Origin of the sequence: Pseudomonas sp. So3.2b (assembly GCF_019464415.1) — a bacterium.
GTDB lineage: Bacteria > Pseudomonadota > Gammaproteobacteria > Pseudomonadales > Pseudomonadaceae > Aquipseudomonas > Aquipseudomonas shahriarae.
In genome coordinates this window covers 1,561,646-1,585,535 of record NZ_CP080494.1, presented here as the reverse complement: position 1 = coordinate 1,585,535, position 23,890 = coordinate 1,561,646, and the positions used below count along the sequence as shown (strand labels likewise).

At 59.9% G+C, this 23,890-nt stretch carries 20 protein-coding genes; 1 reads left to right on the top strand and 19 read right to left on the bottom strand.

Going from position 1 to position 23,890, the window contains the following annotated elements; all coding sequences use genetic code 11:
- The first annotated feature begins 39 nt into the window (after window positions 1-39).
- Complete coding sequence (locus K1X80_RS06995) at window positions 40-936, top strand: LysR substrate-binding domain-containing protein (RefSeq protein ID WP_057958704.1); 897 nt, start codon at window positions 40-42, stop codon at window positions 934-936.
- Window positions 937-1,063: 127 nt separating this feature from the next.
- Here the strand turns inward: K1X80_RS06995 and ispD are convergent, their stop codons facing one another.
- The 19 genes from ispD to uppS all read right to left on the bottom strand — a co-directional run bounded on the left by ispD (window position 1,064) and on the right by uppS (window position 23,885).
- Complete coding sequence (ispD, locus tag K1X80_RS06990; RefSeq protein ID WP_057958703.1) at window positions 1,064-1,771, bottom strand: 2-C-methyl-D-erythritol 4-phosphate cytidylyltransferase; 708 nt, start codon at window positions 1,769-1,771, stop codon at window positions 1,064-1,066.
- Window positions 1,768-2,046 (bottom strand): cell division protein FtsB, encoded by a 279-nt coding sequence (ftsB, locus tag K1X80_RS06985; RefSeq protein ID WP_029297251.1) that lies wholly within the window; start codon window positions 2,044-2,046, stop codon window positions 1,768-1,770. The genes ispD and ftsB overlap by 4 nt, the downstream gene beginning before the upstream one ends.
- Before the next feature lie 171 nt (window positions 2,047-2,217).
- Complete coding sequence (gene eno, locus K1X80_RS06980) at window positions 2,218-3,507, bottom strand: phosphopyruvate hydratase (RefSeq protein WP_029297253.1); 1,290 nt, start codon at window positions 3,505-3,507, stop codon at window positions 2,218-2,220.
- A 156-nt stretch (window positions 3,508-3,663) separates the two neighbouring features.
- A complete protein-coding gene (gene kdsA, locus K1X80_RS06975; protein ID WP_057439889.1) occupies window positions 3,664-4,509 on the bottom strand; it encodes a 3-deoxy-8-phosphooctulonate synthase in 846 nt (281 codons plus the stop codon).
- A gap of 5 nt (window positions 4,510-4,514) precedes the next feature.
- On the bottom strand, window positions 4,515-6,146 hold the full coding sequence (locus K1X80_RS06970; protein ID WP_057439891.1) for a CTP synthase: 1,632 nt from the start codon (window positions 6,144-6,146) through the stop codon (window positions 4,515-4,517).
- Between the two features lie 273 nt (window positions 6,147-6,419).
- Complete coding sequence (gene tilS / locus K1X80_RS06965) at window positions 6,420-7,739, bottom strand: tRNA lysidine(34) synthetase TilS (protein ID WP_057958702.1); 1,320 nt, start codon at window positions 7,737-7,739, stop codon at window positions 6,420-6,422.
- A gap of 158 nt (window positions 7,740-7,897) precedes the next feature.
- Window positions 7,898-8,845, bottom strand: coding sequence for an acetyl-CoA carboxylase carboxyltransferase subunit alpha (locus K1X80_RS06960; RefSeq protein WP_029297260.1), 948 nt, complete (start codon window positions 8,843-8,845; stop codon window positions 7,898-7,900).
- A 139-nt stretch (window positions 8,846-8,984) separates the two neighbouring features.
- Complete coding sequence (gene dnaE / locus K1X80_RS06955) at window positions 8,985-12,506, bottom strand: DNA polymerase III subunit alpha (protein ID WP_057958701.1); 3,522 nt, start codon at window positions 12,504-12,506, stop codon at window positions 8,985-8,987.
- Window positions 12,507-12,583: 77 nt separating this feature from the next.
- Entirely contained in the window at window positions 12,584-13,216 is a 633-nt protein-coding gene (rnhB, locus tag K1X80_RS06950) for a ribonuclease HII (protein ID WP_057439893.1), read from the bottom strand.
- Window positions 13,213-14,352, bottom strand: coding sequence for a lipid-A-disaccharide synthase (lpxB, locus tag K1X80_RS06945; RefSeq protein WP_128593468.1), 1,140 nt, complete (start codon window positions 14,350-14,352; stop codon window positions 13,213-13,215). The genes rnhB and lpxB overlap by 4 nt, the downstream gene beginning before the upstream one ends.
- A 2-nt stretch (window positions 14,353-14,354) precedes the next feature.
- Window positions 14,355-15,131, bottom strand: a complete 777-nt coding sequence (gene lpxA / locus K1X80_RS06940) for an acyl-ACP--UDP-N-acetylglucosamine O-acyltransferase (RefSeq protein ID WP_032858160.1) — start codon at window positions 15,129-15,131, stop codon at window positions 14,355-14,357.
- A complete protein-coding gene (fabZ, locus tag K1X80_RS06935; RefSeq protein WP_029297270.1) occupies window positions 15,128-15,568 on the bottom strand; it encodes a 3-hydroxyacyl-ACP dehydratase FabZ in 441 nt (146 codons plus the stop codon). The genes lpxA and fabZ overlap by 4 nt, the downstream gene beginning before the upstream one ends.
- Before the next feature lie 110 nt (window positions 15,569-15,678).
- A complete protein-coding gene (gene lpxD, locus K1X80_RS06930; protein WP_057958699.1) occupies window positions 15,679-16,734 on the bottom strand; it encodes a UDP-3-O-(3-hydroxymyristoyl)glucosamine N-acyltransferase in 1,056 nt (351 codons plus the stop codon).
- Window positions 16,735-16,737: 3 nt separating this feature from the next.
- Window positions 16,738-17,241, bottom strand: a complete 504-nt coding sequence (locus tag K1X80_RS06925; RefSeq protein WP_057958698.1) for an OmpH family outer membrane protein — start codon at window positions 17,239-17,241, stop codon at window positions 16,738-16,740.
- Window positions 17,242-17,286: 45 nt separating this feature from the next.
- Complete coding sequence (gene bamA, locus K1X80_RS06920; protein WP_057958697.1) at window positions 17,287-19,674, bottom strand: outer membrane protein assembly factor BamA; 2,388 nt, start codon at window positions 19,672-19,674, stop codon at window positions 17,287-17,289.
- A 74-nt stretch (window positions 19,675-19,748) separates the two neighbouring features.
- Window positions 19,749-21,101: a sigma E protease regulator RseP gene (gene rseP / locus K1X80_RS06915; protein ID WP_057958696.1), complete on the bottom strand. Its 1,353-nt coding sequence runs from the start codon at window positions 21,099-21,101 to the stop codon at window positions 19,749-19,751.
- 35 nt (window positions 21,102-21,136) lie between these two features.
- Window positions 21,137-22,327: a 1-deoxy-D-xylulose-5-phosphate reductoisomerase gene (ispC, locus tag K1X80_RS06910; RefSeq protein WP_057958695.1), complete on the bottom strand. Its 1,191-nt coding sequence runs from the start codon at window positions 22,325-22,327 to the stop codon at window positions 21,137-21,139.
- Window positions 22,324-23,130 carry a phosphatidate cytidylyltransferase gene (locus K1X80_RS06905; protein ID WP_220172751.1) on the bottom strand — a complete coding sequence of 269 codons (807 nt, stop codon included), beginning with the start codon at window positions 23,128-23,130 and terminating at the stop codon, window positions 22,324-22,326. Before K1X80_RS06905 ends, ispC begins: the two co-directional genes overlap by 4 nt.
- On the bottom strand, window positions 23,130-23,885 hold the full coding sequence (gene uppS, locus K1X80_RS06900; RefSeq protein WP_220172750.1) for a polyprenyl diphosphate synthase: 756 nt from the start codon (window positions 23,883-23,885) through the stop codon (window positions 23,130-23,132). The genes K1X80_RS06905 and uppS overlap by 1 nt, the downstream gene beginning before the upstream one ends.
- Window positions 23,886-23,890 lie beyond the last annotated feature (5 nt).

Here is a 23,890-nt window from a genome sequence, read left to right as displayed (position 1 = left end):
ACAAAAGCAAAACATTATTGCTGTACTGGGATAATCACCATGCTTGAAAACCGCTGGGAAGGCATTGATGAGTTCGTCGCCGTGGCCGAGTGCAGCCAATTTACCGCTGCCGCCGAACGCCTGGGCGTGTCCTCGTCCCATATCAGCCGCCAGGTGGCACGCCTGGAAGAACGCCTGCAAACCCGCCTGCTCTATCGCAGCACCCGGCGCGTCACGCTGACCGAGGCCGGGCAGACCTTTCTGCAACATTGCCAACGCCTGCAAGACGGACGCGAAGAAGCCTTGCGCGCAGTGGGCGACCTGACCAGTGAACCCAAGGGTATGTTGCGCATGACCTGCGCCGTGGCTTATGGCGAACGTTTTATCGTGCCGTTGGTAACACGCTTCATGGGGCTTTACCCGCAATTGCGGGTGGATATTGAACTGAGCAACCGCCCCCTCGACCTGGTGCATGAAGGCCTGGACCTGGCGATTCGCCTGGGCCGCCTGCAGGATTCACGAATGGTCGCCAGCCGCCTGGCGCCGAGACGCATGTATCTCTGTGCGTCGCCGTCCTACCTGGAGCGGTACGGGCGCCCCCATAGCTTGTCGGAACTGAGCCGGCATAACTGCCTGATCGGCAGTTCGGATATTTGGCAGTTGGCGCAGGATGGACGCGAATTTTCCCAGCGCGTGCAGGGAAACTGGCGCTGCAACAGTGGGCAAGCGGTGCTGGATGCGGCGTTGCAAGGGGTGGGGTTGTGCCAGTTGCCGGACTATTACGTGCTGGAGCACTTGCACAGCGGCGCGCTGGTTTCACTGCTTGAATCCCATCAACCGCCGAATACGGCAGTGTGGGCGCTGTATCCGCAACAGCGGCATTTATCGCCAAAGGTGCGCAAGTTGGTGGAGTTCTTGAAGGAGGGGTTGGCTGGGCGGCCGGAGTATGGCGGGTGATCTGGGGTGCCTGGCCTGGCCTCATCGCAGGCAAGCCAGCTCCCACACCTGACCGCGTATCTCTGTTGGAATGCGGTCAGGTATGGGAGCTGGATTGCCTGCGATGAAGTCACCTCGGTCCAGCAGCCTACCGGCGATTAGCCCACCGCAACCTAAGCCACTCCAGATCCTCCGGCCGCGTCACCTTGATATTGTCCGCACGCCCTTCCACCAAACGTGGCGCCTGGCCAGACCACTCCATGGCCGAGGCTTCATCGGTGATGAGCGCATCAGCCACCAGGCTATCGGCCAACGCGCGGTGCAAGGCGCCGAGGCGGAACATTTGCGGGGTGTAGGCTTGCCAGATCAGGCTACGGTCAATGGTTTCCACCACCCGCCCCCGCTTGTCGACACGCTTGAGGGTGTCGCGGGCCGGTACGGCGAGCAAGCCACCCACCGGGTCGTCCGCCAACTGCGCCAATAACGTGTCGAGGTCTTCGCGGCTCAGGTTCGGCCGCGCAGCATCGTGCACCAGCACCCAGTCGTCATCGCCGGCGCCCAGGGCATTGAGTTGCAACAGTGCATTGAGCACCGAGCCTGAGCGCTCTGCCCCGCCGTCCGCACGTTGGATACGCGGGTCGGCAGCACACGCCAGGTTGGGCCAGTAAGGATCATCGACCGCCAGACTGACCACCAGCCCCTTGAGGCTCGGATGGTCGAGAAAACAGCCAAGGCTGTGTTCGAGAATAGTGCGCCCGCCCAACTGCAAATACTGCTTGGGACGGTCCGCGGCCATACGGGCACCGACGCCCGCGGCAGGAATCACGGCCCAGAAGGCCGGCAAACAGGCGCTCATTGGGCCAACTGGTAGAGGGTTTCGCCCTCCTTGACCATGCCCAATTCATGACGAGCCCGCTCTTCAACGGTCTCCATGCCTTTTTTCAACTCAAGCACTTCGGCATCGAGCACACGGTTGCGCTCCAGCAACACCTCGTTCTCGGCGTGCTGCGCGGCAATTTGCTGGGTCAGGTCGGTCACCTGCGCCAGACTGCCATTGCCCACCCAAAGGCGGTACTGCAGGCCAGCCAGCAGCAAGAGCAGGACGAGGAACAACCAATTGGGACTGCGCATCGAATATCGGGTATCCAGTGAAAAAAGACAGCCATGCAAAACTTTTGAAGCAACTGATAGCACGAAGCCTGGAAGACCCAGGCTTGTGCTTGATAGGCATCAGATTAGTGCGCAAATTCACTCTACAGCGAGTTTTCCGACACAATCCTTTGTCTTTTTACCATCAACTACTCAGCCGCGAAACTCGCCACGACCGTTGTATTTGGCTTTTCCGCCCAGTTGCTCTTCGATACGCAGCAATTGGTTGTACTTGGAAACGCGGTCGGAACGGCACAGGGAACCGGTTTTGATCTGGCCCGCCGAGGTGCCCACAGCCAGGTCGGCAATGGTCGAATCTTCGGTTTCGCCGGAGCGGTGGGAGATCACGGCGGTGTAGCCCGCAGCCTTGGCCATCTGGATGGCTTCCAGGGTTTCGGTCAGGGTGCCGATCTGGTTGAACTTGATCAGGATCGAGTTGGCGATCTTCTTGTCGATGCCTTCTTTCAGGATCTTGGTGTTGGTCACGAACAGGTCGTCACCGACCAGTTGGATCTTCTCGCCGATCTTGTCGGTAAGGATTTTCCAACCGTCCCAGTCAGACTCGTCCAGGCCGTCTTCGATCGAGATGATCGGGTAGCGCTGGGTCAGGCCCTTCAGGTATTCCGCGAAACCTTCGGAGTTGAACACCTGGCCTTCGCCGGACAGGTTGTACTTGCCATCTTCGTAGAACTCACTGGCCGCGCAGTCCAGGGCCAGGGTCACGTCGGTGCCCAGCTTGTAGCCAGCGTTGGCCACGGCTTCGGAGATCACTTTCAGTGCATCTTCGTTGGACGCCAGGTTCGGTGCAAAACCACCTTCGTCACCCACTGCTGTGCTCAGGCCACGGGCCTTCAGTACCGCTTTGAGGTGATGGAAAATCTCGGTACCCATGCGCAGGCCTTCGGAGAAGGTCTTGGCGCCCACTGGCTGCACCATGAATTCCTGGATATCGACGTTGTTGTCTGCGTGCTCGCCACCGTTGATGATGTTCATCATTGGGACTGGCATCGAGTACACGCCCGGAGTGCCGTTCAGATTGGCAATGTGCGCGTACAGCGGCAGGTCCTGGTCCTGGGCGGCAGCCTTGGCAGCTGCCAGGGATACAGCGAGGATCGCATTGGCGCCGAGGCTGCCTTTGTTTTCAGTGCCGTCGAGCTTGATCATCGCGTGATCGAGGGCTTTCTGGTCCAGCGGGTCCTTGCCCAGCAACAGGTCGCGGATCGGACCGTTGATGTTGGCTACTGCCTTGAGGACACCCTTGCCCAGGTAACGGCTCTTGTCGCCATCACGCAGTTCCAGCGCTTCGCGCGAACCGGTGGAAGCACCGGACGGCGCGCAGGCGCTGCCGATGATGCCGTTATCGAGAAGCACGTCGGCTTCGACGGTGGGGTTGCCACGGGAGTCGAGAACTTCACGACCTTTGATGTCGACGATTTTTGCCATTGTTGTAAACACTCCAAAGTTGACGAAAACGACGCAGCTGAAGGAAATCTTTTGACCGACCGCAAGGGTGGAACAACGGGGCAGGCTTGCAGACGACAAGACTCAGGCCCGGGGGCCTGAGCATAAAGCGCGGAAAGTTTACCGGAGAAACGCGGGTTACGCGGTCTCTACCGTCGGAAAACTCTTGACCAGTTCGTCCAATTGCTTGAGTTGGGCCAGGAATGGCTCCAGCTTGTCCAGGCGCAGAGCGCAAGGACCGTCGCACTTGGCGTTGTCCGGATCCGGGTGGGCTTCCAGGAACAGGCCTGCCAGGGACTGGCTGATACCGGCCTTGGCCAGATCCAGTACCTGGGCACGTCGGCCACCGGCGGAATCGGCTCGACCACCAGGCATTTGCAGCGCATGGGTCACGTCGAAGAACACCGGGTATTCGAACTGTTTCATGATGCCGAAACCAAGCATGTCCACCACGAGGTTGTTGTAGCCGAAGCTCGAACCACGCTCGCAGAGGATCAACTGGTCATTACCCGCTTCCACGCACTTGTTCAGGATGTGTTTCATCTCCTGGGGCGCGAGGAACTGGGCTTTCTTGATATTGATCACAGCGCCGGTCTTGGCCATCGCGACGACCAGGTCGGTCTGGCGCGACAGGAAGGCCGGCAACTGGATGATGTCGCATACCTCGGCGACCACACCAGCCTGTTCAGGCTCGTGGACGTCGGTGATGATCGGCACGCCGAAGGCTTGCTTGATGTCCTGGAAGATCCGCATGCCTTCTTCAAGGCCCGGGCCGCGATAGGAGGTCACGGACGAACGGTTCGCCTTGTCGAAGCTGGCCTTGAATACATAAGGGATACCCAATTTCTCGGTAACCTTTACGTACTCTTCACAGACCTGCATCGCCATGTCGCGGCTTTCCAGCACGTTCATGCCGCCAAACAGCACCATGGGCTTGTCGTTGGCAATTTCGATGTCGCCTACGCGAATGATCTTCTGGGCCATCAGGTTTACGCCTTCTTCTGATGTTGCGTCAGTGCTGCTTTAACGAAACCGCTGAACAACGGGTGACCGTCGCGCGGCGTCGAAGTGAACTCAGGGTGGAACTGGCAAGCGACGAACCATGGATGATCCGGGGCTTCGACCACTTCAACCAGCTTGCCATCACCGGAGCGACCGGAGATTTTCAGGCCAGCCGCTTTGATCTGCGGCAGCAGGTTGTTGTTCACTTCGTAACGGTGACGGTGACGCTCGACGATCACGTCCTTGCCGTAGCAGTCGTGCACCAGCGAGCCGGACTCCAGCAGGCAATCCTGTGCGCCAAGGCGCATGGTGCCGCCCAGGTCGGAGCTTTCGGTACGGGTTTCGACAGCGCCGGTGGCATCTTCCCACTCGGTGATCAGGCCCACGACCGGGTGGCCGCTGGTGTGATCGAACTCGGTGGAGTTGGCGTCTTTCCAGCCCAGCACGTTACGAGCGAACTCGATAACGGCCACTTGCATGCCCAGGCAGATACCCAGGTAAGGCACCTTGTTCTCACGAGCGTACTGCACGGCAGTGATCTTGCCTTCCACGCCACGCAGGCCGAAACCGCCTGGCACGAGGATCGCATCCACACCTTCGAGCAGCGCGGTGCCCTGGTTTTCGATGTCTTCGGAGTCGATGTAGCGCAGGTTGACCTTGGTACGGTTGCTGATGCCCGCGTGGCTCATCGCTTCGATCAGCGACTTGTACGCGTCCAGCAGCTCCATGTACTTGCCAACCATGGCGATGGTGACTTCGTGCTCAGGGTTGAGCTTGGCGTCAACCACCGCTTCCCACTCGGACAGGTCCGCGCCATTGCACTGCAGGCCGAAACGCTCGACCACAAAATCATCCAGGCCCTGGGAATGCAGGATGCCTGGGATCTTGTAGATGGTATCGGCGTCTTCCAGGGCAATCACCGCACGTTCTTCAACGTTGGTGAACTGGGCGATCTTGCGACGCGAGGAAATGTCGATCGGGTGATCGGAGCGGCATACCAGCACGTCCGGCTGCAGGCCGATGGAACGCAGTTCCTTGACCGAGTGCTGGGTAGGCTTGGTTTTGGTTTCGCCAGCGGTGGCGATGTACGGCACCAGGGTCAGGTGCATCAGCATCGCGCGCTTGGCGCCGACTTCGAAACGCAACTGGCGGATGGCTTCGAGGAACGGTTGGGATTCGATGTCACCCACGGTGCCACCGATCTCGACCATCGCCACGTCGGCATCGCCTGCACCCTTGATGATGCGGCGCTTGATTTCGTCGGTGATGTGCGGGATCACCTGGATGGTTGCACCCAGGTAGTCACCACGGCGCTCCTTGCGCAGCACGTGCTCGTAGACACGGCCGGTGGTGAAGTTGTTGTTCTGGGTCATGGTCGTGCGGATGAACCGCTCGTAGTGGCCCAGGTCCAGGTCGGTCTCGGCGCCGTCGTGGGTGACGAACACTTCACCGTGCTGGAACGGGCTCATGGTGCCCGGGTCGACGTTGATGTACGGGTCCAGCTTGAGCATGGTGACCTTAAGTCCCCGCGCCTCCAGGATGGCCGCCAACGAAGCGGAGGCAATGCCTTTCCCCAATGAAGAAACAACACCGCCCGTGACGAATATGTAGCGCGTCATGAAAAACCCTAGAAGTCTGCGTTAAAGCGGTCGGAGCCGCCGGGGAAAGCGAAGGAAGGCCGAAGCCCCCGATCACCTGCATTAATCACAGTGCACCTTTCAAAAAAACCGCCGCGTTGTGACAGACCAGCAATGGAACACCGGTACGTTGATCGCTACACATTTTTTGGAATCGCCCAGCAAAGACTGCTTGGTAATCGGCAACAACTGTGTTTCAGGAGAATCCACAGAAGTTGTATCAAGAAGGGAGCGTAGTCTACCGGAAAGGCGCTATCAGCTCAAACCTTGATCGCAGGTTGGTGGCGCCCAATGTAATTGCCAGTCATCCCCCTGCCCTGTCGAGGCCCCTGCCAGGTTGGCCACGGCCACCAGACGGCTGCCCTGGTACAGCAGCGGCAATCTGCCACGGATAAAGCCCGGTACAGCCGTTTCGTTGAGCAGACGCTTGAGGTCGCGCCGGCCACGGCCGGGCACGTCCATGACTTCACCGCCCTGGCGGTAGCGGATGCTCAAAGGGCCTTCAGGGGCATGCCCGCTGAAATACAACTGCCCGTTGCCAGGTAACTGTAGTGGGTTTTGCGGGTGCGACCAGCTCAAAGGACTGTCGGAAAACTCTGACCAATTGGTAGGTATCCACCAGATACGATCGTTGCAACGCTGCAATTGGCCGTCAGCCAAACGCCACACCGGCTGCGCGTCCTCCTTGGCATCGCGCAAGGCGCTCCAACCAACCCAATGTTCGCTGTCGGGCATCGCCGTCAACGGCGCCAGCCAATAGCGCAGGACGTTGCGCTGCCGAGCGTCGGAAAGATCGCGCAGTGGCGCAAGTGCCAACGATGGCAGCGCCAGCCAGGGAAACGCCGACGGCAGTTGAGCGGCCTGCATATCCAGTTGCGCCAACTCATCGAGCAGCTCCTGGGCCTGCGCCAGATGCCCGGCAGTACGGGCCAGGCTATTCACGGCCTGGGGCCAGCGCGCCGTAAGTACGGGAAACACATGATGGCGCAGGTAATTCCGGGAAAAGCGTGGGTCGCCGTTGGAGGGGTCTTCGATCCAGCTCAACTGCTGCTCGCGGGCGTAAGTTTCCAGTTCGGCTCGCGACACCTCCAGCAGCGGCCGCATCAGGTGCCCCCCACCCAAAGATCGCTGGGCGGGCATGCCGGTGAGGCCCCGCACTCCCGCGCCCCGCAGCAGGCGAAACAGCAAGGTCTCGGCCTGATCGTCACGGTGCTGGCCAGTGAGTAGCAACTCACCTGGGCCGATTGCCTCGGCGAACGCCTGGTAGCGCGCGTCACGGGCCGCACGCTCCAGGCTTGCACCCGATGGCACCTGCACACGCATGACCCGCAGCGGCACACCGGCGGCATCACAGACCGCCTGGCAATGGGCTGGCCACGCGTCGGCCGCAACCTGGAGGCCGTGGTGAACATGGATAGCCTGCAGTGGCGGCAAGGATTGGGTTTTTGCCAGATCGGCAAGGAGGTGCAGCAGAACCGTGGAGTCGAGTCCGCCGGAGTAGGCGATCTGCCAGGCCGGGGCGTCGCGCCAGGGGGCCAGGGTTTGCAGGAGTTTGGCGGTTAGAGTTGGTTTCATCGCACGTTACCGCCGCAAAACTGGAATACGTTAGCCAAGCATATACAACGCCAATGTGGGAACGGGCTTGCCCGCGACAGCGGTGTACCAGTCAACCCATCTGGCACTGACACATTGCTATCGCGGGCAAGCCCGCTCCCACAGGGTAATGCAGTAGCTTAGAGACCGTAGCTCATCAGGCGCTCGTAACGACGGGCCAGCAGCGCCTCGTTGTCGAATTTCTTGAGCATGTCCAACTGCGCGCAGAGTTCGGCGCGGATGGTGGCCGATGCGGCCGCCGGGTCGCGGTGGGCGCCGCCCAGGGGTTCGGCAATCACTTTGTCGACGATACCCAGGCCTTTCAGGCGATCAGCGGTGATCCCCATGGCTTCGGCAGCATCCGGGGCCTTTTCTGCGGTTTTCCACAGGATCGAGGCGCAGCCTTCCGGCGAGATCACCGCATAGGTGGAGTATTGCAGCATGTTCAGTTGGTCGCAGACGCCAATGGCCAGCGCACCACCGGAACCGCCTTCACCGATCACGGTAGCGATGATCGGGGTTTTCAGACGCGCCATCACGCGCAGGTTCCAGGCAATCGCTTCGCTCTGGTTGCGCTCTTCAGCGTCGATGCCTGGGTAGGCGCCAGGGGTGTCGATAAAAGTCAGGATCGGCATTTTGAAACGTTCAGCCATTTCCATCAGGCGGCAGGCCTTGCGGTAGCCTTCCGGACGCGGCATGCCGAAGTTGCGACGCACTTTCTCACGCACTTCACGGCCTTTCTGGTGACCGATCACCATCACTGGCTGGTCATCCAGGCGAGCAATGCCGCCGACAATCGCCGCGTCATCGGAGAAGTGGCGGTCGCCATGCAGCTCGTCGAATTCGGTGAAGATGTGGTCGATGTAGTCCAGGGTGTACGGACGGCGCGGGTGGCGGGCCAGGCGCGCGATCTGCCAACTGGTCAGCTTGCCGAAGATGTCTTCGGTGAGCGTCTTGCTCTTGTCTTGCAGGCGGGAGATTTCATCGCCGATATTCAGCGAATTGTCATTGCCGACCAGGCGCAGCTCTTCGATCTTGGCTTGCAGGTCAGCGATCGGCTGTTCGAAATCAAGAAAATTCGGGTTCATAAGCGTCCGTCTTGGGTCGACGGCCAGGGAGTGCCTGGCCAGCCGGTTGTCTATTCGCGCCCTACCTTAAGGGAGAGGCGCGTCAAGGTCGAGATTAAATGTCGAGTCGAGGTCAGGGGTACAAGGGCAGCCCTGACCGTCAACGGTATTGGAGGAAGACGTTGTCACGCCCGAACTGGTCACGCAATGCTTGAATCAAGCCATCAGCCGGGTCAATTCGCCACGTCTCGCCAAACTGCAACATCGCCTTGGCATCGCTGCCGGTGTACTCCATAGTCACCGGGCACGCACCACGGTGACGCTTGAGCAGATCCCCCAGCCAGCGTAGCTGATCGCCCTTGAGCGCTTCGGTTTTCACCTTCAGGCGCAGGCTTTCGGCCAGGTTGGTGCGGGCATCTTCCATGCTCATTACGCGTTTGATCCGCAGGCGCAGGCCGCCGGAGAAGTCATCGTTGCTGACCTCGCCCTCCACCACCACCATCGCGTCGGTCTGCAACAGCGACTGCGCGGAATGGAACGCATCGGCAAACAGCGACGCTTCGATACGCCCGGAGCGGTCGTCGAGGGTGATGAAACCCATCTTGTCGCCCTTTTTGTTCTTCATTACCCGCAGGGCAATGATCATCCCGGCCACGGTCTGGGTATCGCGCGCCGGTTTCAGGTCGATGATGCGCTGGCGGGCAAAACGCCGGATTTCGCCCTCATATTCGTCAATCGGGTGGCCGGTGAGGTACAGGCCCAGGGTGTCTTTTTCACCCTTGAGGCGTTCCTTGAGGGTCAGCTCCTTGGCCTTGCGGTGGTTAGCGTACACATCGGCATCTTCTTCGACGAACAACCCGCCAAACAGGTCGGCATGCCCACTGTCATGGGTGCGGGCGGTTTGTTCAGCGGCCTTGATCGCTTCTTCCATGGCGGTCAGCAGTACCGCGCGGTTACGGTCGATATTGGCCTGGTAGGCCTTCGACTCGTCATGGAAGTACGGACCAAGACGGTCAAGTGCGCCGCTGCGGATCAGGCCATCGAGGGTACGTTTGTTGATGCGCTTGAGGTCGACCCGGGCGCAGAAGTCGAACAGGTCCTTGAACGGACCGTCCTGGCGCGCCTCGGTAATCGCCTCAACCGGGCCTTCGCCCACGCCCTTGATCGCGCCCAGGCCATAGATGATGCGACCTTCGTCGTTCACCGTGAACTTGAACTCCGAGGCGTTCACGTCCGGCGCGTCGAGGCGCAGCTTCATGGTCCGCACTTCTTCGATCAAGGTCACGACCTTGTCGGTGTTGTGCATATCCGCCGACAGCACCGCCGCCATGAACGGCGCCGGGTAGTGGGCCTTCAGCCAGGCAGTCTGGTATGACACCAGGCCGTAGGCGGCGGAGTGGGATTTGTTGAAACCATAACCGGCGAACTTTTCCACCAGGTCAAAGATGTTACCGGCCAGGTCGGCGTCGATATTGTTGGTGGCGCAACCCTCAATGAAGCCGCCGCGCTGCTTGGCCATTTCCTCGGGTTTTTTCTTACCCATGGCCCGGCGCAGCATGTCCGCACCGCCAAGGGTGTAGCCGGCCATGACCTGGGCGATCTGCATCACCTGTTCCTGATACAGGATGATGCCGTAGGTCGGTGCCAGTACCGGCTTGAGGCCTTCGTACTGGTAGTCGGAGTGCGGGTAAGCCAGTTCGGCGCGCCCGTGCTTACGGTTGATAAAGTCGTCCACCATGCCCGATTGCAGCGGGCCCGGACGGAACAGGGCCACCAGTGCGATCAAGTCTTCCAGGCAGTCGGGCTTGAGCTTTTTGATCAGCTCCTTCATGCCGCGGGATTCAAGCTGGAACACCGCAGTGGTTTCGGCTTTTTGCAGCAGCGCGTAGGTGGGTTTGTCGTCCAGTGGGATAAAAGCGATATCCAGCGGCGCTTCATCCACCTTGGCGCGCTCACGGTTGATGGTCTTGAGCGCCCAGTCGATGATCGTCAGGGTACGCAGGCCGAGGAAGTCGAACTTCACCAGGCCGGCCGCCTCCACGTCATCCTTGTCGAACTGGGTTACCAGGCCATCGCCTTCTTCGTCGCAATAGATCGGCGAAAAGTCTGTCAGCTTGGTCGGCGCGATTACCACGCCACCGGCGTGCTTACCAACGTTACGCACCACGCCTTCGAGCTTGCGCGCCATGTCCCAGATTTCGGCGGCTTCTTCATCGACCTTGATGAAGTCGCGCAGGATTTCTTCCTGCTCGTAGGCCTTTTCCAGGGTCATGCCGACTTCAAAGGGGATCATCTTCGACAGACGATCCGCCAGACCGTAGGACTTGCCCTGTACCCGCGCCACGTCGCGAATTACCGCCTTGGCCGCCATGGAACCAAAGGTGATGATCTGGCTTACAGCGTTACGGCCATATTTTTCGGCCACATATTCGATGACCCGGTCGCGACCATCCATGCAGAAGTCGACGTCGAAGTCGGGCATCGATACCCGTTCCGGGTTCAGGAACCGTTCGAACAGCAGGTCATATTCCAGCGGGTCAAGGTCGGTGATCTTCTGCACATAAGCCACCAGCGAGCCGGCACCCGACCCCCGGCCAGGGCCCACCGGCACGCCGTTGCTTTTGGCCCACTGGATAAAGTCCATTACGATCAGGAAGTAACCGGGGAACCCCATCTGGATAATGATATCCAGCTCGAAGTTCAGCCGGTCGACATACACCTGGCGCTTGGCCTCGTAGTCTTCGGTGGTGTCCTTGGGCAGCAGGACGGAAAGACGCTCTTCCAGACCATCGAACGACACCTTGCGGAAATACTCGTCGATGGTCATGCCATCGGGAATCGGGAAGTTGGGCAAAAAGTGTTTGCCCAGCTTCACTTCGATATTGCAGCGCTTGGCAATTTCGACGGAGTTTTCCAGGGCCTCGGGCAAATCGCTGAACAGCTCAGCCATTTCCTCGGCGCTTTTGAGGTACTGCTCTTCGCTGTAGTTCTTCGAGCGACGCGGATCGTCCAGCGCCCGGCCTTCGCCGATACACACGCGGGTTTCGTGGGCCTCGAAGTCTTCCTTCTTGATAAAACGCACATCGTTGGTGGCGACCAGCGGCGCACCCAGCTTTTCGGCCAGGGCCACGGCAGCGTGCAGGTGCTCTTCGTCGTTGGGGCGATTGGTGCGCTGAACTTCCAGGTAGAAGCGGTCAGGGAACACCGCCATCCACTCCCGGGCGAGCACTTCTGCCTCCTGGGGATTGCCGCCCAGCAAGGCGAGGCCGACCTCTCCTTCCTTGGCAGCCGACAGCATGATCAGCCCTTCGCTGGCCTCGGCTACCCATTCGCGCTCGATGATGATCGAGCCGTTGCGCTGGCCGTCGATAAAACCGCGGGAAATCAGTTCAGTCAGGTTGCGATAACCCACGCCGTTCATCGCCAACAGGCTGATGCGACTCAAGGCGTTATCGGGGTCTTTATTGGACAGCCACAAGTCGGCGCCGCAGATCGGCTTGATGCCGGCGCCCATGGCGCTCTTGTAGAACTTGACCAGGGAGCACATGTTGTTCTGGTCGGTCACCGCCACGGCCGGCATATTCATGCCCACCAGGGTTTTGACCAGCGGTTTGATCCGTACCAGGCCGTCGACCAGGGAGTATTCAGTGTGCAGGCGCAGGTGAACGAATGAAGCCGGCATAGTGATCCTGTCTAGATACGTGTGAAAACAACAAGGCCCGGATTGTACCGGGCCTTGAGTAAAACATCAGCCTGCGCCTAAAGCTCGACCAGGCTTTCGCGCACCTCATAAGCCTGGCGTACCGGGGCAAACGAGCGGCGGTGGATCGGCGTCGGGCCCAATCGGGCCAGGGCTTCCAGATGAACGGGCGTCGGGTAGCCTTTATGGCCACCAATGCCATAGCCCGGATAGATCAATTCGAACGCCGCCATCTCACGGTCACGACTGACCTTGGCCAGGATGGAGGCGGCGGCAATTGCCGGCACCTTACTGTCACCCTTGACCACCGCCTCGGCCGGCATCGCCAGCTTCGGGCAGCGATTGCCGTCGATCATCGCCAGCTTGGGGGTGATGTGCAGACCCTCGACGGCGCGCTGCATGGCCAGCATCGTGGCATGCAGGATGTTCAGTTCGTCGATTTCTTCGACTTCGGCCCGGGCGATATGCCAGCTGAGGGCTTTTTCGCAAATTTCATCAAAAAGCTTTTCACGACGGGCTTCGGTGAGCTTCTTCGAGTCGTTGAGACCGAGGATCGGACGATTCGGATCAAGAATCACCGCCGCCGTGACCACTGCGCCGCACAACGGGCCGCGCCCTACTTCATCGACACCGGCGACCAGTTCGTGGGTTTGGGCGACCAGGCTGAAATCCAGGCCCATTTGCGTCTTCATAGGGTTTCCTGCTGGCGGCCGATCAAGGTCAACACGGCGTCTGCGGCCTGGTTCGACGCATCACGGCGCAAGGTACGGTGAATTTCGTCAAAGCCACGGGTTTGCTCTTCGCCACCGTCGATCAACGGCAGAATGGTCTGGGCCAAAGCCTCGGGGGTAGCAGCGTCCTGCAGCAACTCCGGCACCAGCAACCGCTGGGCCAGCAGGTTGGGCAAGGAGATGTAGGGGCTTTTGACCATGCGCTTGAGAATCCAGTAGGTCAGCGGCGCCAGGCGATAGGCCACAACCATCGGCCGCTTGTAGAGCAAAGCCTCCAGCGTGGCAGTACCGGAGGCGATCAACACCGCATCACAGGCCGCCAGGGCAAGGTGCGAACCACCGTCGAGCAGGGTCAACGGCAGGTCACGTCCTACCAGCAAGGCCTCGATCTGTGCACGCCGTTGCGGGCTGGCGCACGGCAGTACAAACCGCACCCCGGGCTTCAAGGCCAGCAGACGCTCGGCCGCATCGAAAAACAGTGCGCCCAGGCGCCCGACTTCACCGCCACGGCTACCGGGCATCAACGCCACCAGCGGCCCCTCGGGCAGGCCCAACTCGGCGCGGGCGGCGGCGCGATCAGCCTGCAGCGGGATGGTATCGGCAAGGGTGTGGCCGACAAACCTGACCGGCACGCCCTTCTCTTCGTAGAACCGCGCCTCGAAAGGCAGCAGGGTCAGCATCAGGTCGCAGCCTTCGCGGATCTTCAGCACACGCTTCTGCCGCCACGCCCATACGGACGGGCTGACGTAATGCACGGTCTTGATCCCGGCCTGACGCAGTTTGAGTTCGATATTGAGGGTGAAGTCCGGTGCGTCGATACCGATAAAGACGTCCGGTTTTTCTGCGATCAGGGTCTGGATCAGCAGTTTGCGCCGAGCCAGCAGCTCGCGCAGGCGCCCCAGCACTTCCACCAGCCCCATGACCGACAAACGCTCCATGGGAAAGTAGGAAGTCAGGCCTTCGGCCTGCATCAGCGGGCCGCCGACCCCAATGAATTCAACGGCTGGATGCTGCGCCTTGATGGCGCGCATCAGGCCAGCGCCGAGGATATCGCCGGAAGCTTCTCCGGCCACCAATGCAATACGCAGCGTGGCCATGATCAGCGGGTGATGCCGCGAGTCGATGCCTGGATCGAATCGCGGAAGATGGCAACTTCTGGAAACAGCGCCGCCGGCTCGGCCAGCTCGGCCAACGCCTGGTCAACCGTCAGCCCCTGGCGATACACCACTTTGTAAGCGCGGCGCAGGGCGTGGATGGCATCTTCGCTGAAACCACGCCGGCGCATGCCTTCGAAGTTCATGCTGCGGGCTTCGGCAGGGTTGCCAAAAACCGTGACGAACGCCGGCACATCCTTGCCAATAGCGGTACCCATGCCGGAAAAGCTATGGGCACCAATATGACAGTACTGATGCACCAGGGTGAAACCGGAAAGAATCGCCCAGTCGTCAACGTGCACATGGCCGGCCAGCGCAGTGTTATTGACGAGGATGCAGTGGTTGCCGATCACACTGTCGTGACCGATATGGGCGTAGGCCATCACCAGATTGTGATCACCCAGGGTCGTTTCCGCCCGATCCTGCACTGTGCCACGATGAATGGTCACGCCTTCACGAATGATGTTGTGATCACCGATTACCAGGCGGGTTTCCTCACCCTTGTACTTCATGTCCGGCGTATCTTCGCCTACCGAGGAGAACTGGTAGATGCGGTTGTGTTTGCCAATGCGGGTCGGACCCTTGAGGATCACGTGCGGCCCGATGACAGTCCCCTCGCCGATTTCCACACCTGCGCCGATGATCGACCAGGGGCCGACCTCAACGTCGGCGGCCAGCACGGCCGTCGGATCGATGATTGCGCGAGGGTCAATCAAACTCATAGTTTGCGTTCCGCACAGATAATTTCGGCGGAACACACAGGCTTGCCGTCAACAGAGGCCTGGCATTCGAACTTCCAGATCTGGCGCTTGCAGCTCACGAACTTGGCTTCCAGGATCAACTGGTCACCTGGGGTGACCGGGTTGCGGAAGCGCAGCTTGTCGGAGCCCACGAAATAGTAAAGCGTGCCATCGGCAGGCTTGAGGTCGAGCATTTTAAAACCGAGGATACCAGCGGCCTGGGCCATTGCCTCAATGATCAACACGCCCGGCATGATCGGATGCGCGGGAAAGTGACCGTTGAAGAATGGTTCGTTGATGCTGACATTCTTGTAGGCACGAATGCGCTTTTCCTCAACATTCAGTTCCACTACACGGTCCACCAGCAGGAACGGGTAACGGTGAGGCAGGTATTCGCGAATCTCGTTGATGTCCATCATTTCGGGGGGAAGCCTGTAATAAAGATTGGGAGCGCGCGGACTAAGGCACGCCCCTCTAGCAAATCAAGAAGGCAGTCTAGCTGCTGTGCACACTTGATATGGAAATGGTATCAGCCATCTGATGAAACATTACTGCCAGGGGTCACGTCCCCAACACGCTTTTCCAGATGTTTCAGGCGCCGCGCCATGTCGTCGAGCTGCCTTAAACGGGCCGCGCTCTTGCGCCACTCGGCCGCGGGTTGCATCGCTGTACCGGAAGAGTAGGCCCCTGGCTCGGTAATCGAATGGGTCACCATGGTCATGCCGGTAATGAATACGTTGTCGCAGATTTCAATATGGCCCACCAACCCAACACCGCCGGCCAGCATGCAATGCTTGCCGATCTTGGTGCTGCCAGAGATGCCGACACACGCGGCCATGGCCGTGTGATCGCCAATCTGTACGTTGTGGGCGATCTGGATCTGGTTGTCCAGCTTCACACCATTGCCAATCACGGTATCGGCCAGGGCCCCGCGATCGACGGCAGTGTTGACGCCAATCTCCACATCATCACCGATCAGCACACCGCCGACCTGGGCGATCTTCTGCCAGATGCCCTTCTCGTTGGCGAAGCCAAAGCCTTCGCCGCCGATCACGGCACCCGACTGAATCACCACTCGCTGCCCGATACGCACATCGTGGTACAGGGTCACGCGCGGCGCGAGCCAGCCACCTGCAGCGATTTCACTGCGGGCACCGATAAAGCAATGAGCGCCGACAGTCACACCGGCGCCAATGCGCGCACCACTCTCGATCACCACAAAAGCCCCGATGCTCGCCGCAGGATCTACCTGAGCATCATCGGCGATGACAGCAGAAGGATGGATACCAGGAGCCGCTTTGGGTTTCGGATCGAACAGGTGCGACACCCGCGCGTAAGCCGCGTAAGGGTCAGCCACCACCAGCGCACTCCCGGCAAACGTCTCGGCGTCAGCGGCCTTCAGCAATACGGCTGCGGCTTGGCTGTCGCCCAGGTATTTACGGTATTGGGGATTTGCAAGGAAGCTCAACTGAGCTGGGCCAGCCTCCTGCAAGGTGGCTAGCCCAGTGATTTCCTTCTCCGGGGAGCCACTCAAGGTAGCCCCCAGGAACTCGGCCAATTGACCGAGTTTGATAGTCGCGGTCATGGCTTACTTCAGCTGGTTCATGCGCTCGATCACCTGGCGGGTGATGTCGTATTGAGGTTTGACGTCAATCACGGCGCCACGCTCGAAGACCAGGTCGAAGGCACCTTTCTTGATGACTGCTTCCACGGCGCTGTCGAGTTTTGGCTTCAGTTGCTTGAGCATTTCACGGTCAGCAACAGCCTTGGCTTCGTTCAGTTCCTTGGACTGGAACTGATAGTCACGGGCCTTTTGCTTGAATTCAAGCTCCAGACGCTCGCGCTCGCCTTGCTGCATTTTATCGCCACCGGCGACCAGACGATCCTGGATGCCCTTGGCGCTGCTTTCCAGGGTCTTGAGCTTGGTCAGTTGCGGACCAAATTTCTTCTCGGCATCCACGGCGTACTTCTTGGCCGCATCGGATTCCAGCAGAGCCATCTGATAGTTCAGGACGGCGATTTTCATTTCGGCAAACGCCGGGGTCGCTACCAGCACAGTTGCCAGAAGAACCAATTGAGTCAACTTACGCACGATGCACTCCTACAGAATCCGTTGTCGTTATCTTGGGTCGGACGCTTAGAACGTCTGGCCGAGGGAAAATTGGAAAATCTGGGTTTCAGCGTTATCCGGTTTCTTGACTGGCATCGCCAAGGCGAAGCTCAGAGGACCCAGGGCAGTAATCCAGGTCACACCCACACCCACGGAACTGGCCAGATTGCTCAGGCTGACGTCGTTGCACTGGGTGTTGGACTTCAAGCCGCTTGGGTTACGGATCTGCTCGCACTTGGAGTCGAATACGTTACCCACATCCCAGAAGACCGAGGTCCGCAGGGAACGCTGGTCCTTGACGAACGGCAGCGGGAACAGAATTTCCGCACCACCTTGAATCAGCACGTTACCACCGAATGGCAGCGGATCATTGTCCGAGTCACGCACGGTGCCGACGTTACCGGTTTCGGCAACACCACGGCTTGGCGTACCACGTGGACCCAGGGTGCTGTCCTTGAAGCCACGTACCGAGTTGAAACCACCGGCGTAGTAGTTCTCGTAGAACGGCAGGCCATCGGTCGAACCGTAGCCATCACCATAGCCCAGTTCCGTGTGCAGGCGCATGGTGTAGTTATCGCTCAACGGCGTGAACAACTGGCCACGGTAGTCGAGTTTGAAGAACGACAGGTCGCTACCAGGGGTGGTGGCTTCCAGGGTCAGGCTCTGGGAATGACCACGGGTCGCCAGCACGCCTTTGTTCAGGGTGGACTCGGACCAACCGGCCGAGGCCTTGAAGTTGAGGAACTTGTCACCTTCGCGGCGGGTGAAGTCGAAGATTTCGTCCACGGTGTAGACACCGGTCTTGATCTCATCCTGCTGCGCGGTCAGGCCGAAGGTCAGACGCGAAGTCTCACTGATCGGGTAGCCCACGTTGACACCGGCACCCAGGCTGTCGATCGCATAGCTTGCAACGTCGACGTCGAGGTCTTTGTAGTCGGTGGTGCGGTAGAAAGCGTTGTAGCCCAGGCTCACACCATCAGCAGTCCAGTAGGGGTCCACATAACCGAAGTTGTAGCGGCTCTGGTATTCACTGCGGGTCAGGCCGATGGAAACCTTGTTACCAGTACCCAGGAAGTTGTTCTGGGTGATCGAGCCACCAAGGATCAGGCCTGCACTCTGTGCAAAACCGACACTGGCGGTGATCGAGCCGGAGGCTTGTTCTTCCACGGCGTAGTTCACGTCGACCTGGTCATCCACACCCGGTACGGCCGGGGTTTCGACGTTGACTTCCTTGAAGAAGCCCAGGCGCTCAAGACGGGTCTTGGACTGGTCGATCAGGTAGGTCGAAGCCCAGCCACCTTCCATCTGACGCATTTCACGACGCAGCACTTCGTCCTCGGACTTGGTGTTGCCACGGAAGTTGATGCGGTTGACGTAGGCACGCTTGCCTGGATCGACGACAAAGGTGATGTCCACAGTGTGGTCATCATCGTGGGGGGTCGGCACGCCGTTGACGTTGGCGAAGGTATAGCCTTCGTTACCCAGGCGACGGGTGATCAGCTCGGAAGTCGTGGTCATCAGCTTGCGCGAGAACACCTGGTCCTTCTGGACCAGCAGCAGGGACTTGACCTGGTCTTCAGGCACTTTCAGGTCGCCGCTGAGCTTCACGTCACGAACGCGGTACTTCTCGCCTTCGTTGACGTTGACGGTGATGTACACGTGTTTCTTGTCCGGGGTGATGGACACCTGGGTCGAGGCGATATCCATGTTGATATAGCCACGGTCCAGGTAGTAGGAACGCAGGCGCTCCAGGTCACCGGAGAGTTTTTCACGGGCGTACTTGTCGTCGTTCTTGAAGAACGACAGCCAGTTGGTGGTCTTGAGTTCGAACAGGTCGATCAGGTCGTCGTCGGCGAACTTGGTGTTACCCACCACGTTGATGTGCTGGATCGCCGCCACAGTGCCTTCGTTGATGTTGACCTTCAGGCCGACACGGTTGCGCGGCTGCGGCACCACTTCGGTTTCCACGGAAGCGGAGTAACGGCCCTGGGCAACGTATTGACGTTGCAGCTCGTTACGCACGCCTTCGAGGGTGGCACGCTGGAAGATCTCGCCTTCGGCCAGGCCGGACTGTTTGAGACCCTTCATCAAGTCTTCAGTGGAGATCGCCTTGTTGCCTTCGATCTCGATACTGGCGACAGAAGGCCGCTCGACGACAGTGATGACCAGGACGTTGCCTTCACGACCCAGTTGGATATCTTGAAAGAAGCCGGTTTTGAACAGCGCACGAGTGGATTCCACCAGGCGACGGTCGTCAGCCTGTTCCCCAACGTTCAACGGCAAGGCGCCAAAGACGCTACCCGCGGAAACCCGCTGGAGGCCGTTGACGCGAATATCGGAGATGGTGAAGGACTCGGCGTGAACTTCGGCGATCATCAATACGGTGAGAACCGCAGTTAGCAGCAGACGTTTCATGAAGTCCTTTCTTATTCCAACTGGCAATAAACAAACTGCCGCAAAATGCGGCAGATTCGCAATTCAGCGAAGCGTTACAGACGTCCCAGATCGTTGACCAAGGCTAACAACATCACCCCGACCACCAAACTGATACCGATCTGTATCCCCCAACCCTGCACCCGATCCGACAAGGGGCGACCACGCACCCACTCGACGAGATAAAACAACAGATGCCCCCCATCCAATACTGGAATGGGCAACAAATTCAGAACTCCTAGGCTAATACTCAGATAAGCCAGGAAATTCAGGAAATCAGCAACGCCCGACTGGGCAGAAGCGCCCGCCACTTTAGCAATGGTTATCGGTCCACTCAAGTTTTTTACCGAGAGCTCGCCGAACAACATTTTCTTCAGCGAATCGAGGGTCAGCACACTCATGGTCCAAGTGCGTCTTGCACCTTCGCCAATTGCAGCCAACGGCCCGAAGCTGACCTCCCGCACCATCGATGGCGGCCATTCGACACCTTTGACCCCGGCACCCAGGTATCCGCCGGCTGCCTTGGCCTCTCCACGCACCGCGAGGGTAACAGGGACGTCGATTTGAGCACCGTCACGCTCAACTTTCAGCACAATTTTCGTATCAGGACGTACACGAACCAGATCGACCACTTGCTGCCAGTCACCCAGCACCTGACCATCCAGGGCCAGCAAACGATCACCGGTCTTCAGGCCGGCCGCCTGGGCCGGCCCCTTCGGATCGAGCTCAGCCAACACCGGCGGCAGTGCCGGGCGCCATGGACGAATGCCGAGGGACTTGATCGGATCAGGCTCATCAGCGCCCTTGAGCCACTTGTCCAGGACCAGCTCGCGCGGTGTCTCGGCCGTGGAGTCCTGCTCGCGCACTACCAGTTGTACGGTGCCGCTCTCACCCAGGCGGCGAACCAGCTGCAGATTGACCGCCCCCCAGCCTGTAGTAGGCTCGCCATCAATAGCAACAATTTCCTGCCCGGCGCTCAAACCGGCCTTGGCGGCGATGCTGCCCGCCTCCACCGCACCGATGACCGGCCGCACTTGCTGGCTGCCCAGCATTGCCAGGACCCAGAAGAACACCATGGCCAGCAGGAAGTTGGCGATCGGGCCGGCAGCCACGATAGCGATCCGCTGACGAACGGTCTTGCGATTGAAAGATTGATCCAACTGATCAGCCGGCACTTCGCCTTCGCGCTCGTCGAGCATCTTGACGTAGCCACCCAGGGGAATGGCGGCAATCACGAATTCGGTGCCCTTGCGGTCGTGCCAGCGCAGCAGCGGCATGCCAAAACCCACGGAAAAGCGCAGGACTTTGACGCCACAACGGCGCGCCACCCAGAAATGACCGAATTCGTGGAAAGTGACCAGCACACCCAGAGCAACCAGGGTGCCGATAATCATGTAGAGCGCACTCATCTAATCTCTCCGCATTCCAATCCCGCGCCTGCCGACTAACCTGCGTGGCGTTTCAACCATTGCTCGGCCAAGACCCGGGCCTTGGCATCCGCCTCGAACACGGCGCCCAAATCATTCACGGCAACCACCGGCTCAAGGCTCAAAATTTCCTCGATGATACTCGCGATCTGTGGAAAGCGGATGCGCCGATCAAGAAACGCAGCAACCGCGACCTCATTCGCCGCATTGAGCATCGCCGGAGCGCTGTTGCCCGCCTCTGCCGCCTCACGTGCCAGGCGCAGGCAAGGGAAGCGCTGATCATCCGGTGCTTCGAAATCCAGGCGGGCAATGGCAAACAGGTCCAGGGGCGCCACACCCGAGTCAATCCGCTCTGGCCATGCCAGGGCATTGGCAATCGGCGTGCGCATGTCCGGGTTGCCCAACTGGGCCAGCACCGAGCCATCCACGTAGTCGACCAGGGAATGAATCACACTTTGCGGATGAATCACCACTTCGACCTGATCGGCGCGAGCATCAAACAACCAGCAGGCTTCGATCAGTTCCAGGCCCTTGTTCATCATGCTGGCCGAATCCACCGAGATCTTGCGCCCCATCGACCAATTGGGATGAGCGCAAGCCTGATCGGGAGAGACGTGCTCCAGCTCGGCCAGCGGCGTCTGCCGGAACGGGCCGCCAGAGGCTGTCAGCAGGATACGCCGTACGCCGACCTGGCTCAGGCCGCGGGCAAAATCGCCCGGCATGCACTGAAAAATCGCGTTATGTTCGCTGTCCAGCGGTAACAGTACCGCTGCGCTCTTGCGCACGGCCTGCATAAACAGCGCGCCGGACATGACCAGCGCTTCTTTATTGGCCAACAGGATCTTTTTGCCAGCATCCACCGCTGCAAGGGTTGGACGCAAACCCGCGGCGCCGACAATAGCAGCGACCACGGTATCCACTTCAGAGGCAGCGGACACCTGGCACAAGCCCTCCTCGCCAACCAACACCTGGGTCGACAGGCCCGCAGCCCGCAGATCGTCCTGCAAACCACGGGCAGCGGTCCCGTCCGGCACCACTGCGAACTGCGGCCGGTGCCGCACGCACAGCGCCAACAGCTCGCTCAAGCGACTGAAGCCGGTCAGGGCAAATACCTGGTAGCGCTCAGGGTGACGGGCAATCACATCCAGCGTGCTCAATCCGACCGAGCCGGTTGCCCCCAGCACGGTGACCTGCTGCAGGCGGCTCACGAAGCGGCCATCCACAACAATACGGCAAACACTGGGATCGCCGCCGTCAGGCTGTCGATGCGGTCCAGCACACCGCCATGGCCCGGCAGCAGGTTACTGCTGTCCTTGATGCCCGCCTGGCGCTTGAACATGCTTTCGGTCAGGTCGCCGACCACCGAGATCAGTACGACCACCGCCGCGCCCATCAGGGCCAGGAGGATTTGTTTGCCCCCCCAATCACGCATAACGCCAACAACCAGGGTAATCAACAACGTCAAGGCCAGTCCGCCGTATACCCCTTCCCAGCTCTTGCCGGGGCTGACCGCCGGGGCCAGCTTACGCTTGCCAAAGGCACGGCCGGAGAAGTACGCACCGACATCCGCGCCCCAGACCAGGACCATCACCGCCATGATCAACCAGTTGCCCAGGGCCATATGCTTGATATAGACCAGGCCCTGCCAGGCCGGCAGCAGGATCAGCAGGCCGATCACCAGCTTGCAGGCGACGCTGGACCACTTGCTGCTGGTCCGCGGATAGGTCAATACGAGGAATGTCGCCAACGCCCACCACAGCACCGCTGCCCCGAGCACCCAGGGTGCGACATCCGGCAGGATGTACATCAGGAACAGCAACAACGCGACAACGGCGGCGTACACCACCCGCGGCAGTTGTTCGGCAAACCCTGCCAGGCGCGCCCATTCCCAAGCGCCCAGGGTCACGACCAAACCAATGAACAGCGCAAAGCCTGCGCCTTCGAGCAGGAAAAACCCGCACAGGGCGATCGGCAGCAGGATCAGTGCCGTGATGATTCGTTGTTTAAGCATTAAACCCGGGCTCCAGCTTCGATCTGCTCGCTCGTTTTACCGAAGCGACGCTGACGGGAAGCGAAATCGGCCAGCGCATTACGCATGGCATCGTGTTTGAAGTCCGGCCAGAACAGGTCGGAGAAGTACAATTCGGTATAGGCCAACTGCCACAACAGGAAGTTGCTGATGCGGTGCTCGCCACCGGTACGGATGCACAGGTCCGGCAACGGCAGGTCGCCGGTCACCAGACAGGTTTGCAACAACTCGGGCGTGATGTCTTCCGGCCGCAGATGACCGGCCTGTACTTCACGCGCCAGGCGCTGCGCAGCCTGAGCAATGTCCCACTGTCCGCCATAGTTGGCGGCGATTTGCAGGACGAAGCGGTTGCTGCCAGCAGAGATAGCCTCGGCCTCACGCATGGCCGTCTGCAGTTCCGGATGGAACCGCGAGCGATCGCCGATGATACGCAGGCTGATATTGTTGTCGTTCAGGCGCTTGGCCTCACGACGCAAGGCCTTGAAGAACAGGTCCATCAAGGCGCTGACCTCTTCGGCCGGGCGCTGCCAGTTTTCACTGGAGAAGGCAAACAAGGTCAACACCTCGACCTTGGCCTCGGCACACACCTCGATCACGGCCCGTACCGCATCGACACCCGCTTTATGCCCGGCGACACCCGGCATAAAGCGTTTTTTCGCCCAGCGATTATTCCCATCCATGATGATCGCGACATGGCGCGGCACCACAGAGGGCACAGTCTGCTTGGTCTTTTCCATGAAGG

Excerpts from the sequence above, each read along its gene's own strand:
- dnaE (WP_057958701.1), bottom strand. The coding sequence starts at position 12,506 with ATGCCGGCTTCATTCGTTCACCTGCGCCTGCACACTGAATACTCCCTG.
- rseP (WP_057958696.1), bottom strand. The coding sequence starts at position 21,101 with ATGAGTGCGCTCTACATGATTATCGGCACCCTGGTTGCTCTGGGTGTG.
- kdsA (WP_057439889.1), bottom strand. The coding sequence starts at position 4,509 with ATGGCCCAGAAGATCATTCGCGTAGGCGACATCGAAATTGCCAACGAC.
- lpxB (WP_128593468.1), bottom strand. The coding sequence starts at position 14,352 with ATGGCCACGCTGCGTATTGCATTGGTGGCCGGAGAAGCTTCCGGCGAT.
- K1X80_RS06995 (WP_057958704.1), top strand. The coding sequence starts at position 40 with ATGCTTGAAAACCGCTGGGAAGGCATTGATGAGTTCGTCGCCGTGGCC.
- eno (WP_029297253.1), bottom strand. The coding sequence starts at position 3,507 with ATGGCAAAAATCGTCGACATCAAAGGTCGTGAAGTTCTCGACTCCCGT.
- K1X80_RS06905 (WP_220172751.1), bottom strand. The coding sequence starts at position 23,130 with ATGCTTAAACAACGAATCATCACGGCACTGATCCTGCTGCCGATCGCC.
- ispD (WP_057958703.1), bottom strand. The coding sequence starts at position 1,771 with ATGAGCGCCTGTTTGCCGGCCTTCTGGGCCGTGATTCCTGCCGCGGGC.
- K1X80_RS06970 (WP_057439891.1), bottom strand. The coding sequence starts at position 6,146 with ATGACGCGCTACATATTCGTCACGGGCGGTGTTGTTTCTTCATTGGGG.
- tilS (WP_057958702.1), bottom strand. The coding sequence starts at position 7,739 with ATGAAACCAACTCTAACCGCCAAACTCCTGCAAACCCTGGCCCCCTGG.
- lpxD (WP_057958699.1), bottom strand. The coding sequence starts at position 16,734 with ATGACCGCGACTATCAAACTCGGTCAATTGGCCGAGTTCCTGGGGGCT.
- ftsB (WP_029297251.1), bottom strand. The coding sequence starts at position 2,046 with ATGCGCAGTCCCAATTGGTTGTTCCTCGTCCTGCTCTTGCTGCTGGCT.
- bamA (WP_057958697.1), bottom strand. The coding sequence starts at position 19,674 with ATGAAACGTCTGCTGCTAACTGCGGTTCTCACCGTATTGATGATCGCC.
- K1X80_RS06960 (WP_029297260.1), bottom strand. The coding sequence starts at position 8,845 with ATGAACCCGAATTTTCTTGATTTCGAACAGCCGATCGCTGACCTGCAA.
- rnhB (WP_057439893.1), bottom strand. The coding sequence starts at position 13,216 with ATGAAGACGCAAATGGGCCTGGATTTCAGCCTGGTCGCCCAAACCCAC.
- uppS (WP_220172750.1), bottom strand. The coding sequence starts at position 23,885 with ATGGAAAAGACCAAGCAGACTGTGCCCTCTGTGGTGCCGCGCCATGTC.
- fabZ (WP_029297270.1), bottom strand. The coding sequence starts at position 15,568 with ATGATGGACATCAACGAGATTCGCGAATACCTGCCTCACCGTTACCCG.
- lpxA (WP_032858160.1), bottom strand. The coding sequence starts at position 15,131 with ATGAGTTTGATTGACCCTCGCGCAATCATCGATCCGACGGCCGTGCTG.